Source organism: Arthrobacter sp. MAHUQ-56, from assembly GCF_019710585.1.
Classification (GTDB): domain Bacteria; phylum Actinomycetota; class Actinomycetes; order Actinomycetales; family Micrococcaceae; genus Arthrobacter.
The window spans coordinates 1-13,795 of sequence record NZ_JAIFZQ010000008.1 but is presented as its reverse complement, the minus strand read 5'-3'; the positions used below and the strand labels follow the sequence as shown (position 1 = coordinate 13,795).

Genomic DNA, 13,795 nt, shown 5'->3' with positions numbered 1-13,795 from the left:
TTCGGTGTGCCACTCTGGTCGGTACCAATTCACCTCGCCTGACAAAATCCCCTAGGTACTGCGGGATGCTGGGTCCGCGCTGTTTCCCGAGAGAACGATGGCGTCCTCTTGAAAGGCACCCCCATGCGCCCTCCAAAGCCTGCAGCCTTCCTTCTGGCGTCCACGACTGCGGCGGCGGCACTGTCCCTGGCAGGCTGCGCTTCGGATGCGGGGAGCGGCGGGCTGCCGGCAGGGCCTGCCGTCCAGGCAGCCGCGGCGGGCGATCCTCCCTCCATCGTTCCTGCCGCCACCTCTTCTGCCGTGCCTGCTCCCGCGGGGATGGTGACTTACACCTTCCCGGACGGCCGGTTGTCCTTTGCCTACCCGGAGGGCTGGCACGTCGAGCATGAGCAGGTCCTGGTGTCGCCCCCGGTGGAAACGGTGACTGTCCACGATGCCGCCGGCAAAGGGCGCGTGAATATTTACTACAGCGAGGTGGGGGACGCCACGGGCGGTCCCGCCACCAGGTTCGTCCTTGAGACGGACCCCGTGCCGGGACTGCTGGGACGGTCTGTCCCCACGCCGCATTCGTCGTTCTATGTGGACCACGTTGACGGCGGCGTCCAGTACCGGATGGGGCTTACGCCGGGACTTCCCGTCGCGCCGGACGGGAAGGTGCAGTACGGGCTCATCATGCTCGGCCCCCGCATGCTGACGGCCGACGTGCTGTTCACCGGGGCACCGTTCGCCAACGATGAGGAGGCGAGAGCGTGGTACTGGGGCAGCGAAGGCCAGACCTTGAAGGCACTGCTGATGAGCTTCACCTACTGCTGAGCGGCCAGCGCCCTGCGCCTTACGTGCCCCGCACCCGGGAAAGGAACTGGTCCGTCCGGTCCTGCAGGCCCAGGATCTGGCGCTTGACGACGACGGCCGGGTCCGGGTTGATTTCACTGGCCGGCGGTTCCTTGCGTACGTTGGCGCAGCAAAGGAAGTCGGCGCAGATGAGGGTGCCCACCGTGTTGCCGTCGCGTCCCGGCTGACCCGCGCGCCGGGCAACCCAGAGCAGGACGTCCTCCTTGGAGAAGACGTCCCGGCACAGCTCGCAGAGCACTGAGCGGTTCTTCCTGGCACCGCCTTCCGGGGCGCGCAGCATGATGCCGGTGAGGCCTTTCGGTCCGGGGACCACCAGGTAGCCGCGCAGCGGCATTTTCGCATCCCGCCAGCCAAGGAAGTCGAGGCTTTCCCAGTCCAGGGAGTCGAAGTCCTTGGGCAGCGTGAGCTTGGCGGCTTCGGAGCGGCTGGCGTTGATGAAGGATGAGCGGATCTGTTGGGGCGTGGCTGATTGCATGGCTGAACTTTCGTGAAAGGTGTGGGGCCCGACGGCGGGCGAGGCAGCGAGGAGTCAGTCAAGCTCCGCGGAGCAGGCCAAAGCGGCCACCCCGCTCTCCATGGCAGCGGCGGCCGGAACGGCCTTCTGCGTGCGCATTGTTCCTGGTACCCAATCCCTGTTCAGCAGCCCGGCTGGTTTTGCGCGGGCAGGCAAAGCCATCCTGCCGCATCCGGCGCCGCCTGTCCAAGGACCGGGGTCCAGGGTGCGGCCCCGGTGTGCTCTTCGTCACCCGACTGCTATTACGTGACATAAACCTTGCGTAATAGTGATTTGGATAGGTTAGCCTTACTTAAGTTTGCCTCACCCACTTAAGGAGCTCCGTGACTTCGCCCCTCTTCCCAGGCCCCATCTCCACCCGCCGCACCCTGTTTTCCTCAGCGGGCAAAGCTGCGGCCATCCTCGCCGCAGCAGCAATGACGCTCTCGGCCTGCTCCACGGGAGCGGCCTCCTCGACGGAGGCAACCACCGCTAGCACCGGCAGCGCGCAGTTCCCCGTCACCATCGAGCATGTATTCGGCAAGACGACCATCGGGAAGCAGCCCACCCGTGTTGCCACCGTCTCCTGGGTCAACGACGACGTCGCCATTGCCCTCGGCGTGGTCCCGGTCGGGGTTCCCAAGAATGAGTGGGGCGGCAACGGCAAGGGCTCCACCCCCTGGAAGGACGACGCCCTCGAAAAGCTGGGCGCCGGTTTCGGCTCCGCCAAGGCACCGGTCCAGTACTCAGAGGCCGACGGCATTAACTTCACCGAGATCGCCAAGCTCAGCCCGGACGTCATCCTCGCCGCCTACTCCGGCCTCACCGAAGAGGACTACAAGAAGCTCAGCGAGATCGCCCCCGTGGTTGCCCATCCCGAGGTGGCCTATGGCACCTCATGGCAGGACTCCACCACCATCATCGGCAAGGCCCTCGGCAAGGAAGCGGAGGCGGCCAAACTGGTTTCCGATACCGAAGCCACCATCAAGGACAAGGTGGGCAAGTTCCCGCAGATCGAGGGCAAGAGCTTCATTTACGGCAACCTCGAACCTGCCAAGGGTGACGGGGTGAATGTCTACACCGCCAACGACAACCGGCCGCGTTTCCTCAGCGAAATCGGCATGACGCTGGCCCCGGTGGTCACCGACAACTCCAAGGGCTCGAAGGAGTTCTATATCCCGTGGTCCGCGGAAAAGGCGAACGAACTGCAGTCCGACATCTTCGTGACGTGGGTTCCCGATGCCTCCACCGCGGACGCCATCAAGGCTGATCCGCTGCTCGGCCAGATCCCCGCCATCAAGAACGGCGCCCTGGTTGCGGACTCTGACAACACCCTGACCCTTTCCATCTCGGCATCCTCGCCCTTGAGCCTGCCGTGGTCCCTGGATACGTTCCTGCCGCAGCTGGCCACCGCAGCGGACGCCGTGAAGTAGGCACACCGCCATGACGCAGAGTACGACGACGGCGCGTCCCGCCGGGCGCGCGGGCGCCGGGGTGCCGGGCCACGTTCCCGGTGGGCGCCTCACCAGCACCGCTTCCGGAAGGAAGCGGGCCGCCTGGCTGACCGCCGCCGTCGTCGTGCTGGCGCTTTTGGCCGGCGCTTCGCTGGCCGTGGGAGCCCGGGACGTTCCCCTGGCCACCGTGTGGCAGGCCCTTACCGCCTTCGACCCTGCCAACGGAGACCACGCCGTGGTCCACGCCAGGATTCCGCGTACCGTTCTTGGCCTGCTGGCTGGCGGCGCCCTGGGCCTCGCCGGGGCGGCAATGCAGGGCGTGGCCCGCAACCCCCTTGCGGATCCCGGCATCATCGGGGTCAACGCCGGAGCCGCCCTGGCAGTGGTCACGGGAATCCATGTCTTCGGCGTGGCGACCTTTTCCGGCTACATCTGGTTCGCGTTCCTCGGCGCTGCCGCTGCCGCCGTCGTGGTGTACCTCGTTGCCTCGCTGGGCAGGGAGGGCGCAACCCCGGTGAAGCTGGCGCTGGCGGGAGCGGCATTGAGCGCCGGACTGTACTCGCTCATGAACGTCATCCTGGTCTCCAGCCAGGACACCCTCGACCGGTTCCGTTTCTGGCAGGTGGGCGGAATCGCCGGGCGCGACTGGCCGGTGATCCTGCCGGCGATGCCGTTCCTGGCCGGTGGCGCGCTCATCGTGCTGTTGGCCGGCCGGATCCTCAACGGCCTGGCCCTGGGGGACGACATTGCCCGCGGGCTTGGCCAGCGCGTCGGCCTCTCCCGCGCCGTTACCGCCCTGGGGATCGTCCTGCTCTGTGGTTCGGCCACCGCGCTGGCAGGTCCCATCGGTTTCGTCGGCCTGGTTATTCCGCACGCGGTCCGGTTCCTCACTGGCCCCGATTACCGCTGGATCCTGCCCTTCTCCCTGGTCGCTGCCCCGGTGCTGCTCCTTGGTGCGGACATCGTCGGACGGGTGGTGCTGCTGCCGGGTGAGGTTCCGGCCGGCATCATGACCGCACTGGTCGGTGCCCCGGTATTCGTCTGGCTGATCCGCCGCGGGAAGGGGGCAGGCCTGTGACCCGTGTTGCTCTATCAGGTATGGCTGCCAAAACGACCCCTAAAGGACCAAAAGTGATAGGGCAACGACGGTTGGTTCCGGTGAGCCGGACGGCTGTGCTGGCTGCCGGCGCCGTGCTGATGTTTTTCGTGTCCGTCCTGCTGGGCAGCTACACGGTGACCATCCCCGACTTCTTCACGATCGTCGCCAACCACCTGACGGGCGGCCCCGGAATCCCCGGTGCGAGCTTCATCGTGATGCAGGACAAACTTCCCCGGGCCGTCGTCGGGGCCATGATCGGGACTGCTTTCGGCCTGGCCGGTGCCCTGTTCCAGACCATGCTCCGCAACCCGCTGGCCAGCCCGGACGTCATCGGCATCAGTTACGGGGCCAGTGCCGGCGCTGTGGTTGCGATCGTCATTTTCGGCGCAGCCGGGGTTGCCGTTTCGGGCGCGGCAATGGCCGGTGCCCTGGCCGTGGCAGCCCTGATCTACGCGCTTTCCAGCGGCGGTACAGCCCGCGGGAATGCCGCCGGAAACCGGTTGGTCCTGGCCGGCGTTGGCATCGCGGCCGCGCTGCAGGCGGTGGTCAGCTTCCTGATGACCCGCGCGGACATCCGGACGGCAGCCGACGCCCTGGTCTGGCTCAACGGGTCCCTGAACTCCGCCAACTGGGACCGCGCCGGCATCCTGTTCCTTGCGCTGGGGGTCCTGCTTCCCGCCGTCGTCGTCATTGCCGGGCCGCTGCGCATCCTGGAACTGGGCGACGACACCGCAGCCGGCCTGGGCATCCGGGTCAACGCCGCGCGCCTCGCCCTGGTCGTCGTCGCCGTCACCCTTGCGGCAGTGGCGACGGCGGCTGCCGGGCCGGTCTCGTTCGTCGCCTTCCTGGCCGGTCCCATTGCCCGCCGCTTCACCGGCAAAGCCAGCCTGCCGGCGTCGGCCCTGGTGGGTGCCCTGATTGTCCTTGCGGCGGATTACTTCGCCGCGAATGTTGCCCCCTTGCTGCTGGGCGGCACCGTGCTGCCGGTCGGCGTCGTTACCGGCGCGCTCGGCGCCCCGTTCCTGCTGTGGCTGCTGGTCACGGCCAACCGAAAGGATGCCTGACGTGGCAGTTCTGACCGCCAAGGACCTGACGCTGAAATACGACCAGCGCTGCGTGGTGGAGGGCCTCAACACCGAAATCCCCGAAGGCCGCGTGACCATGATCGTGGGCGCCAACGCCTGCGGGAAGTCAACCCTGCTCCGCGGCCTGTCCCGGCTCCTCAAGCCGGCCGGGGGCGCGGTAACCCTCGACGGCAGGGACATCCACTCCCGCCCCGCACGTGAACTTGCCCGCACCCTGGGCTTGCTGCCGCAGCACCCCACCGCGCCGGACGGCATCACCGTCCGGGACCTGGTGGGGCGGGGCCGTTACCCGCACCAGGGCCTGTTCCGAAGCTGGAGCGAAAAAGACGACGCCGCCGTGCAGCGCGCGCTGGAGGCCACCGAAACGCTGGACCTCGCCGGGCGCGACGTTGACGAACTCTCCGGCGGCCAGCGGCAGCGCGTCTGGATCGCCATGGCTCTGGCACAGGAAACCGACGTACTGCTGCTCGATGAACCCACCACGTACCTGGACCTTGCACACCAGGTGGAGGTCCTGGACCTCGTCACGGATTTGAACCGTCAGCGCGGCACGACGGTGGCCATCGTGCTGCACGACCTCAACCTCGCCGCGCGTTATGCAGACCACGTGATCGCCATGAAGGCCGGCGCCGTGGTGGCTGCGGGCTCCCCGCGTGAAGTGGTCACAGAAGACCTCGTCCGCAGCGTCTTCAACCTTGAGTCCCGGGTCATCCCGGATCCCGTGTCCGGAACACCCCTGGTTATTCCCATCGGCCGCCACCACGTCCCCGCTATAGAACTGGAGCTCGTTTCATGAAGACCCGGGAACACACTGCCGCTGAACCCATGACAACTGAACCCATGACCCTGGCGTTCGACGTCACCGTGACCTCGGTCCGGGAACTGAGCCCGAACTTCCGCCGGATCACCTTCGGCGGCTACTCGTTGCGGGATTTCGGGGTGCACGGCGACACCCTGGACCTGCGCGTCAAACTCATGATCCCGTCCCTCGCGGAAGACGGCTCCGCGCTGCCGCTGCCGGTCTTCGAGATGGCCTCCTCCAGCTGGTACCGCGAATGGCTGGCCATGGACCCGGCCGTCCGCGGTTCCATGCGCACCTACACCGTCCGCCAGGCCCGGCTGGACGCTGTCTACCCGGAGATCGACCTGGATTTCGTCATGCACTTCGATGACCGCGGTAACGGCGGTCCCGCCGCGAACTGGGCGTTGAACGCCAAACCCGGCGACGCCATCACCATCATCGGCCCCAACAACAGGGCCGCGCACTGCATCACCGCAGAGACCTACTCAGGCATCGAATGGCGGCCCGGGCTGGCGCAGCGCATCCTGCTCGCCGGCGACGAAACCGCCGTCCCGGCCATCTCCGCCATCCTTGAGAGCCTGCCGCCGTACATGAGCGGGCACGCCTTCCTGGAAGTCCCCGAAGCAGGCGACTTCCAGGAACTGGCCTCGCCCGCCGACATCGACATCACCTGGCTTGCCCGGGGCGCCGCGATCGGCCAATCCCGCCCGCACGGCCAGCTGCTGCAGGAGGCCGTGCGCAACGCGGTCCCCGTGCCGGGCTGGGTTGGCATCAAAGCGGCCGACGGCGGTGCGGGCCCCGAGCCCGAGGACGTCAACGTGGACAAAGACATCCTCTGGGAGACGCCCGCCCGGATGGAAGCCTCCGATATCCAGGCCACCAGGAACCCCGAAAAGCCCGCCGGTGCGCTGCCCTTCTACGCCTGGATGGCCGGCGAGGCCGGGACCATCAAGGACCTGAGGAGGTACCTCGTGCGGGACGTCGGCATCGACCGGAAGCAGGTTGCCTTCATGGGCTACTGGCGGCAGGGCAAAGCCGAAGGGTAGGCACCCACTGTTCATCCCGGCGTCGCCCTTGCTTTTCCCTGGCCCGTTAGTTTGGGCCCGTGTCCTCCGAATCCCTGCTTCCCGTGTCCGGGCGGCGGGTGTTTGTAGCCCTTGGCGACTCCTTTACCGAAGGCGTGGGGGACCGGGACGAGCGGCTGCCCAACGGGGTCCGCGGATGGGCCGACCGTGTTGCGGAGAAGCTGGCCAAGGCGCAGCCGGGCTGGAAGTACGCGAACCTGGCCATCAGGAGCAAGCGGCTGCGGCACATCATTGACGAACAGCTGGAACCGGCGCTGCAGATGAAGCCTGCGCTCATCACGCTCTACGCCGGCGGCAACGACATCCTCGACCTGAAGACGGACATGGCGGCCCTGATGGCGGACTACGAAAAACTCGTTGCCCGCCTTGCCGGGACAGGCGCCACGCTGGTCCTGTTCACCGGATTCGACGTCAAGGTCTCGGCGCTGCTGGAGCCGTTGAAGAAACGCAACGCCTTCTACAACCAGCAGGTCCGGACCATTGCGGAGAAGTACGGGGCCGTGCTGGTGGACTACTGGTGCCTGGACGCCTTCCATGACCGGCGGATGTGGGACTCGGACCGGCTCCACATGTCCAAGGCGGGCCACAAGTACCTGGCCGGCCAGGTCCTGGACCAGTTGGGGGTGCCGCACAAGATCCGGCCCAAGGACTGGAAACCACCGCAGCGGCTCGGCCTGCGCGAGTGGGAGCGGCGCCAGCGGCGCTGGGTCCACGACTGGGTCCTGCCGCTGTTCGGCCGCAAGCTCCGCGGCGTGACGCTGGGGGACACGCTCACCCCGCGCTGGCCCCAGCCGGTGAAGGTCCCGCGGAAAGGCGGGCTGAGGAAGCTGGCCGCAGGAATGTACGACGGCGGCCCGGTGCGTTAGGGGGCAGGCTGCGGCGGGGTGTCCAGCAGGTTCTCAAACCCCGGCGCCACACGGCCGGCATGGAACTCCACCACCTCGAAGTCCGCGACCCCGTTGCTGTAGAACGGGTCCTGCGCGATGCTCGCATCCAGGGTGGCGCGGTCAGCCTGGGAGAGCAGCAGGCCTCCGGTGCGGGGAATCTTGCGGCCGGCGGCGATGAACACGCCGTCGTCGAATGCCTTCTGCAGCCAGGCCATGTGCGCGCCGTTATGGAAGTCGACGATGTCCTGGGGAACCCGGTAGGTCAGGGAGACAACATACATGCAGCCAGCCTACCGGCCGCGGACCAGGCTGCTTGAAGGATCAATCGTAGAATAGGGGCCATGACCGAACCCCGCTGGCTCAACGCTGACGAACGCCGAGCCTGGCTGGCCCTGGTCAGCATCAACACCCTGCTTCCCGCGGCCCTGGACACCAAGCTGCACGCAGCGGGCAAGCTGTCGCTCTTCGACTACACCGTCCTGGCCATGCTGTCCGAGGCGGAGGGCCGGTTCCTGCCCATGAGTGAGCTGGCCGCCCGCAGCAGCGCCTCCCTGTCGCGGCTCTCCCACGTGGTGACCAAGCTGCAGAAGCGCGGCTGGGTTGAACGCCGCCCGCACCCGTCCGACGCGCGGGTCACCACCGCCCACCTCACCGAGGAAGGCATGGCAACCATCGTCGGGCTGGCGCCGGGACACGTGGAGGACGTCCGCAACCTGTTCCTTGACGCCCTCACGGAGCAGGATGTGCTGGACCTGGCACGGATCGGCGAAAAAGTGGTGGGCCGCCTGGACAGGGACCACTGGATCCTCCGGGAAACCCAGGCCTGACCTCCCGATTGGTTGCTCCCGGCAACGGATGGCAAACTAACCGCATGGATTTCACTTCCCGGTTCGTGGCCCTTGGCGACTCATTCACCGAAGGGGTCGGCGACGACGATCCCGCGCGTCCCAACGGCGTCCGCGGCTGGGCGGACCGGGTCGCGGAGCAGCTCAGCGCCGCTGATCCCGGATTCGGGTACGCCAACCTCGCCATCCGCGGCAGGAAGCTCCGCCAGATCCTGGCTGAGCAGGTGGATGCCGCCGTCGCGCTTCAACCCACGCTGGTGAGCATCTACGCGGGCGCCAATGACATCCTCCGCCCCCGCGTGGACATCGACGACCTGCTGGTGGAGTACAACGACGCCGTCGGCAAGCTCGCTGCCACCGGCGCCACGGTGGTCATGTTCACCGGCTTCGACGCGCGGGGCTCCAAGGTCTTCGGCACCATGCGCGGCCGGACGGCGATCTATAACGAACTGGTCCGGGGTATCGCCGGCGACCACGGGGCGCTGCTGGTGGACTACTGGCGCTTCAGTGAGTACTACGACTGGGGCATGTGGGCGCACGACCGGATGCACATGTCCGCCGCCGGCCATGCCAACATGGCCAAGCGCGTGCTCGAGGTGCTCAAGTACGACCACTCCATCAATGTCCCGCCCATGACCCCGGTGCCGGAACTGAGCGGGGCCGAGGCCCTCCGCGCCAACGCACAGTGGTTCCGGGAATACGCGGCGCCGTGGGTGGTCCGCCGCATCACCGGCAAGTCGTCCGGGGACAACCTGCAGCCCAAATACCCGCAGTTCACCCGGCTGTAGCGGTTCCTTTTTTGCCGGGTGGTCAGGCCTGGCGGAAGCCCGGGGTTGCCAGCAGGGTCCCGTCCTGGTGCACCGCCAGGATGGCGACATCCCAGGTATCCGCGGCGAGGTCCAGCGTGGGGGCTCCGCCGGACACGATCGCGGTGGCCAGGATGTCCGCGGTGACGATGTCCGCCGCAGCCACGGAGACCTGGACGAACCCGGGCCCGCCTCCCACCCGCCAGATGTGCTCGCCACGTTCGGCCGAGCCCGAGGTGGCAAGCGCACTGTGCCGGGTGTTGCCGCCGAGCGGGTAGCCGGTAACCAGGGTGCGGCGGTCCGCCGGATCCACGATGCCGGCGTACCACGGCTCGGCGCTGCCGGGGCGCGGCGACCCGCTGACCAGGACGTCCCCGCCGGCGTTGAGGCACCAGTCACGGCGGCCCAGGGCCAGCAGCGATGTTCCCGCCTCGCGGATAGCGTGGCCCTTGATCAGCCCTGAGAGGTCCAGGACGCCGTCGGGACGTTCCGGGGTGAACGCGCCGTCGGTCCGCAGCCGCCACTCATGCGCCTCGGCGTACCGCTCACGCATCTGCGCCGAGGCGTCGCGCAACGCCAGCTCCCCGCGTGCCAGCATGCTCGCCTCGGAGTCCGTGAGGTAGAGGCTGAAAGTTTCGTCCAGGCCCCGGAACAGGCGTTCGACGACGGCGGTGGCGGCAGTAAGCTCGTCCGAGGTTGGCTGCCCTTGCACCACAGCGTCCGCCGCGAGGGTGAGGCTGATGACCGTTCCCATGCACTCGACGGTGCGGGCCTTAAGGACCGGGCTGCCGGTGCCCCGCGCCTGCGGATCAGAGATTTGCTGCATCGATGGCCGCCTGGAGCGAGGTGAGGTAGGCCCTGCTGGTGACGGTGGCACCACTGACGGTCTGGACGTTGGCCGACTGCGCCGCAAGGACCTTGGTGCGCAGCAGGGGCGCCGCCCGGTTGCTGATCTGGATTGACCTGCCGTCCGTATCGGTCAGCTGGAGCGGAGTGACTTCGGTGATCTTGCCGTTCGACACCGTGATCTGGACCTGGACGGCGCCGAACCTGGTCTGGACCGCCGTTCCCGTGTACGTGCCGGACGCCGAGGAGTTCGAGGTCCCGGACGAACCCGTCCCGGAGGAGCCCACGGAACCCGTGGTGCCTGTGCCCGTCGAACCTGTGCCGGGCGAACCTGTACCCGTCGAACCCTTGGTGCCTGTCGCCGTCGTGCTTGACGTGACAGTGCTGATGCCGTGCACCTGGGTTCCGGCCTGCCAGCCGGCCAGGAGGATCCCGGCGGAGGCCAGGGCCGCTGCAACTGCTCCGCGTATTTTCACCAGTCAAACCTTTCGTGATGGATCTGTTCCTCGCGAACGCCGGCTTGCACGGCATCCGCGATGACGTTCTCCGCCCAGGCGGCCGGGCCGCAGACATAGACGTCCGCGTCGGCAATGTCCGGGACGTAGGACGTGAGGCTGTAACCGTTCCGCACGGCATCCTCGGGAAGCCAGGTGGAATTGGTGCGGGACCTGGAATTGGAGCGGGACCTGGAATTGGTGGGGGACCGTCGCCCCGTGAGGTGGAAGAGCCGGACACCCCGGGCTTGGCAAAGGTCGAGGATTTCGCGGCTCAGGTACAGCTCCCGGTCCGTGTGTCCGCGCAGCAGGACCGTGGCCTCGCCCGGAGCGAACGGCGTGGTTTCCAGCAGCGCCCGCAGCGGTGTGATGCCGATGCCCGCGCCGATCATCACCACCTTGTTCTTGGTCCTGGCCGCCGTGCTGAGCAGGCCGTAAGGGCCCTCGAGTGCCACTTTGGTTCCCTTCCGGAGCTTGAGCAGCTGGGCGGAGCCGTTGCCGAGGTTGCGTACGGTGACCCGCAGCGTCCCCTCGCCGGCCGGACCGTTGAAGACGGGCTCCGCGGACAGGCTGAACGGGTGGGGGTGCCACCACATTCCCGGGGCCAGGAAGCGCCAGATGAAGAAGCGCCCGCCTGTTCCCGCCAGCTCGTCCAGCTTCCGGCCCCGCATCACGATGTTCACCACGCCGGGCGCCACTGCCTCCACGCGGGCCACAGTCAGCTGGTGCCGTGCCGTGGCCAGCACCGGCTCCAGGATCCGGAAGTACACCAAGGCCGTGCCGGTGTAGGTCCAGATGGCCAGCCAGTACCAGCGCTGCCAGGTGCCCGCGGCAAAAAGGCCGCCCACACTGAACTGGTGGGGGATCGAGGTGGCAACGGCGGCATAGGTCAGGAGGTGGACCACGTACCAGAACTCGTAGGGGAAGCGGCGGCGGACAGCCACGAGGGACGTTACGACGACGGCGATGAACAGCGCCATGGAAACGAACGCCAGCCACATGTCGGGCACCTGGATCCAGAGGTTGACGGCCTCGCTGACCGGGTCCAGTCCTTCGGCCAGGCCGTACCCGATGATGAGCAGGACACCATGTGCCAGGAGCAGGTAAAGGGAGGGTTTCCCCAGCTTGCCATGGAACTCCAGGGCACGGTCGTGGCCGATGGTGCGGTCAACGAACGGAATCCTTGCCGCCAGGAGCAGCATCAGGAGGACCAGATCCATGCCAATCAGGCCAGTCACGATCCCGGCCGCAGTGAAAGCCTCGGCCACCGTAGTGGTGGCGGCAGCACCGCCGTCGGCCAGCCAGAGGGCGACCGAAGCGGCCACCGACGCCCAGGCGATGACCGTAAGGAGGTCGGTGCGCAGCATGCGCTGCCGGTATTGGCGATCAAACCAGCCGCGTGCTTGCCGTTTCGTGGGTGAAAGCTCCGGGCGGCCGGAGCGGCTTGCGGCCGGTGATGCCGGCAGGAGCTTTGTGTTCATGCATCAAAGATCCGCCCCGAAGCTTTCGTTTTCCTGTGAGGAAGGACGGTCTGTTGCTGTGATCTTCGGCAGTGCTTATACACCCATACCGGTCCCGATTGGTCTTTAATTGCGTCAACTCGTAGACTTGGTAGGCGCTAAGTGCGCGGAGCGTGCGCAATTGCTCCGGTTGCCCGGTATTTTTCTCCAGGGTGGCCGGTAGTTAGGGGCTCAAGTTGCGTAACTAACCGTTGCCCGTACATTCTGTGGGTCGCACTTGGCAGCATGGTCCAGCAGCAGATATGCGGATCATTACTTTCAATTCTTGAGGAGAAGTCATGGCAGCACACTGCCAAGTGACCGGGGCCGAGCCGGGCTTTGGGCACAGCATTTCGCACTCGCACCGCCGCAACAAGCGTCGGTTCGATCCGAACATTCAGAAGAAGCGCTACTGGGTTCCGTCCCTGCGCCGTAATGTCACGCTGCAGGTTTCTGCAAAGGGCATCAAGACCATCGACGTGCGCGGCATCGACGTTGTCGTCGCCGACATTCTCGCTCGTGGGGTGAAGCTCTAGTGGCTAAGGACAAGGACGTACGTCCCATCATCAAGCTCAAGTCGACTGCGGGCACGGGTTACACCTACGTAACCCGCAAGAACCGTCGTAACGACCCGGACCGCATGGTCCTGAAGAAGTACGACCCCAAGATCCGCCAGCACGTCGAATTCCGAGAGGAGCGCTAAACATGGCTAAGAAGTCCAAGATTGCTCGTAACGAGCAGCGCAAGGTCATCGTTGAGCGTTACGCTGCCAAGCGCCTCGAACTGAAGAAGACCCTGGTTGACGAAAACGCAACCGACGAAGCACGCGAAGCAGCCCGTCTGGGCCTGCAGAAGCTGCCCCGCAACGCGTCCCCGATCCGTCTGCGTAACCGCGACATCATCGACGGCCGTCCCCGCGGTACTTTCCAGAAGTTCGGCATCTCCCGTGTCCGCTTCCGCGACATGGCCCACAAGGGTGAACTCCCGGGCATCACCAAGTCTTCCTGGTAATCAGCACCTGCTGACCCCAGCTGCTTGAAAGAGCCGGCAACCATACGGTTGCCGGCTCTTTGTGTTTAACGCCGCGGCCGCGCCGCTTGTCAGTCCACTGCTTGAGTCGGTTCCAGGCTGTGGCGCAGGACACGGGAGGGAAGTACGACGGCGGGAGGCCGGGGAGGTGCCCCGATGGCCGCCTCTGCCCCGGGATTGCGGGGGTTTCGCGGTCCTGGGAGGGGGATTTGCGGCCGCCCCCGAGTGGGTGTATTGTTTTCTAAGTCGCCGCGAGGGAGACAGCGAAGAGCTGGTAACCCGGGCGGCCAAAACCCCAAAAAATAAGCCAAAAACTGGTTGCTCTTTAGGGCGCTGGAAAGTGGCGGGGGCGGTCCTCCTGCCGGTACGAATCCTGAAAGATGGATTTGCATCGGGACGGCGGGTCGGGTAAGTTTGGAAAGTTGCTCCGGAGCGATCCTGAATGTTTGGTTTGGGTGGTGCCGGGTGTGTCTGTTGTTTGAGAACTCAATAGTGTGCCATGTTTGTTGATACCGATTT

The 13,795-nt window shown here is 66.5% G+C and carries 17 protein-coding genes; 12 read left to right on the top strand and 5 right to left on the bottom strand.

Annotated features, from left to right (window positions below; translation table 11 throughout):
* Positions 1 to 123 precede the first annotated feature (123 nt).
* The gene (locus tag K4G53_RS04200; protein WP_221384253.1) at positions 124 to 813 is read left to right on the top strand and encodes a hypothetical protein; all 690 of its coding nucleotides are present in this window, start codon (positions 124 to 126) and stop codon (positions 811 to 813) included.
* A 19-nt stretch (positions 814 to 832) separates the two neighbouring features.
* Here K4G53_RS04200 and K4G53_RS04195 read toward each other — a convergent pair whose 3' ends face one another.
* Positions 833 to 1,327, bottom strand: coding sequence for an FBP domain-containing protein (locus tag K4G53_RS04195; RefSeq protein ID WP_221384252.1), 495 nt, complete (start codon positions 1,325 to 1,327; stop codon positions 833 to 835).
* Between the two features lie 362 nt (positions 1,328 to 1,689).
* On the opposite strand from K4G53_RS04195, the gene K4G53_RS04190 reads away from it, so the two are divergent.
* The 6 genes from K4G53_RS04190 (at position 1,690) to K4G53_RS04165 (ending at position 7,736) form a co-directional block, all read left to right on the top strand.
* Positions 1,690 to 2,778, top strand: coding sequence for an iron-siderophore ABC transporter substrate-binding protein (locus K4G53_RS04190; protein ID WP_221384251.1), 1,089 nt, complete (start codon positions 1,690 to 1,692; stop codon positions 2,776 to 2,778).
* A 10-nt stretch (positions 2,779 to 2,788) separates the two neighbouring features.
* Positions 2,789 to 3,877, top strand: coding sequence for an iron ABC transporter permease (locus K4G53_RS04185; RefSeq protein ID WP_221384250.1), 1,089 nt, complete (start codon positions 2,789 to 2,791; stop codon positions 3,875 to 3,877).
* 119 nt (positions 3,878 to 3,996) lie between these two features.
* Positions 3,997 to 4,962 (top strand): iron chelate uptake ABC transporter family permease subunit, encoded by a 966-nt coding sequence (locus K4G53_RS04180; RefSeq protein ID WP_260323306.1) that lies wholly within the window; start codon positions 3,997 to 3,999, stop codon positions 4,960 to 4,962.
* 1 nt (position 4,963) lies between these two features.
* Positions 4,964 to 5,779 carry an ABC transporter ATP-binding protein gene (locus K4G53_RS04175; RefSeq protein ID WP_308287818.1) on the top strand — a complete coding sequence of 272 codons (816 nt, stop codon included), beginning with the start codon at positions 4,964 to 4,966 and terminating at the stop codon, positions 5,777 to 5,779.
* On the top strand, positions 5,776 to 6,831 hold the full coding sequence (locus tag K4G53_RS04170) for a siderophore-interacting protein (RefSeq protein ID WP_221384247.1): 1,056 nt from the start codon (positions 5,776 to 5,778) through the stop codon (positions 6,829 to 6,831). The genes K4G53_RS04175 and K4G53_RS04170 overlap by 4 nt, the downstream gene beginning before the upstream one ends.
* 59 nt (positions 6,832 to 6,890) lie before the next feature.
* Positions 6,891 to 7,736, top strand: a complete 846-nt coding sequence (locus K4G53_RS04165; RefSeq protein WP_221384246.1) for an SGNH/GDSL hydrolase family protein — start codon at positions 6,891 to 6,893, stop codon at positions 7,734 to 7,736.
* Here K4G53_RS04165 and K4G53_RS04160 read toward each other — a convergent pair.
* On the bottom strand, positions 7,733 to 8,038 hold the full coding sequence (locus K4G53_RS04160) for a YciI family protein (RefSeq protein ID WP_221384245.1): 306 nt from the start codon (positions 8,036 to 8,038) through the stop codon (positions 7,733 to 7,735). The genes K4G53_RS04165 and K4G53_RS04160 overlap by 4 nt on opposite strands.
* Before the next feature lie 60 nt (positions 8,039 to 8,098).
* Here K4G53_RS04160 and K4G53_RS04155 point away from each other — a divergent pair, with 60 nt between their 5' ends.
* Together K4G53_RS04155 and K4G53_RS04150 are read left to right on the top strand one after the other, a co-directional pair.
* The gene (locus tag K4G53_RS04155) at positions 8,099 to 8,584 is read left to right on the top strand and encodes a MarR family winged helix-turn-helix transcriptional regulator (RefSeq protein WP_221384244.1); all 486 of its coding nucleotides are present in this window, start codon (positions 8,099 to 8,101) and stop codon (positions 8,582 to 8,584) included.
* 44 nt (positions 8,585 to 8,628) lie between these two features.
* Entirely contained in the window at positions 8,629 to 9,390 is a 762-nt protein-coding gene (locus tag K4G53_RS04150) for an SGNH/GDSL hydrolase family protein (RefSeq protein ID WP_221384243.1), read from the top strand.
* Positions 9,391 to 9,412: 22 nt separating this feature from the next.
* Here K4G53_RS04150 and K4G53_RS04145 read toward each other — a convergent pair whose 3' ends face one another.
* Genes K4G53_RS04145 through K4G53_RS04135 form a run of 3 tightly spaced genes read right to left on the bottom strand, consistent with a single transcriptional unit; the run spans position 9,413 to position 12,229 of the window.
* Complete coding sequence (locus tag K4G53_RS04145; RefSeq protein ID WP_221384726.1) at positions 9,413 to 10,162, bottom strand: FAD:protein FMN transferase; 750 nt, start codon at positions 10,160 to 10,162, stop codon at positions 9,413 to 9,415.
* Between the two features lie 55 nt (positions 10,163 to 10,217).
* On the bottom strand, positions 10,218 to 10,730 hold the full coding sequence (locus tag K4G53_RS04140; RefSeq protein ID WP_221384242.1) for an FMN-binding protein: 513 nt from the start codon (positions 10,728 to 10,730) through the stop codon (positions 10,218 to 10,220).
* Positions 10,727 to 12,229 carry a ferric reductase-like transmembrane domain-containing protein gene (locus K4G53_RS04135; RefSeq protein WP_221384241.1) on the bottom strand — a complete coding sequence of 501 codons (1,503 nt, stop codon included), beginning with the start codon at positions 12,227 to 12,229 and terminating at the stop codon, positions 10,727 to 10,729. The genes K4G53_RS04140 and K4G53_RS04135 overlap by 4 nt, the downstream gene beginning before the upstream one ends.
* Before the next feature lie 317 nt (positions 12,230 to 12,546).
* On the opposite strand from K4G53_RS04135, the gene rpmB reads away from it, so the two are divergent.
* From rpmB to rpsN, 3 genes are read left to right on the top strand one after another with little or no spacing between them, the layout of a single operon-like run.
* Entirely contained in the window at positions 12,547 to 12,783 is a 237-nt protein-coding gene (rpmB, locus tag K4G53_RS04130) for a 50S ribosomal protein L28 (RefSeq protein WP_003798559.1), read from the top strand.
* Positions 12,783 to 12,950, top strand: a complete 168-nt coding sequence (gene rpmG / locus K4G53_RS04125; RefSeq protein ID WP_013602737.1) for a 50S ribosomal protein L33 — start codon at positions 12,783 to 12,785, stop codon at positions 12,948 to 12,950. Before rpmB ends, rpmG begins: the two co-directional genes overlap by 1 nt.
* A gap of 2 nt (positions 12,951 to 12,952) precedes the next feature.
* Positions 12,953 to 13,258, top strand: coding sequence for a 30S ribosomal protein S14 (gene rpsN / locus K4G53_RS04120; protein ID WP_009358853.1), 306 nt, complete (start codon positions 12,953 to 12,955; stop codon positions 13,256 to 13,258).
* The last annotated feature ends 537 nt before the right edge of the window (positions 13,259 to 13,795 follow it).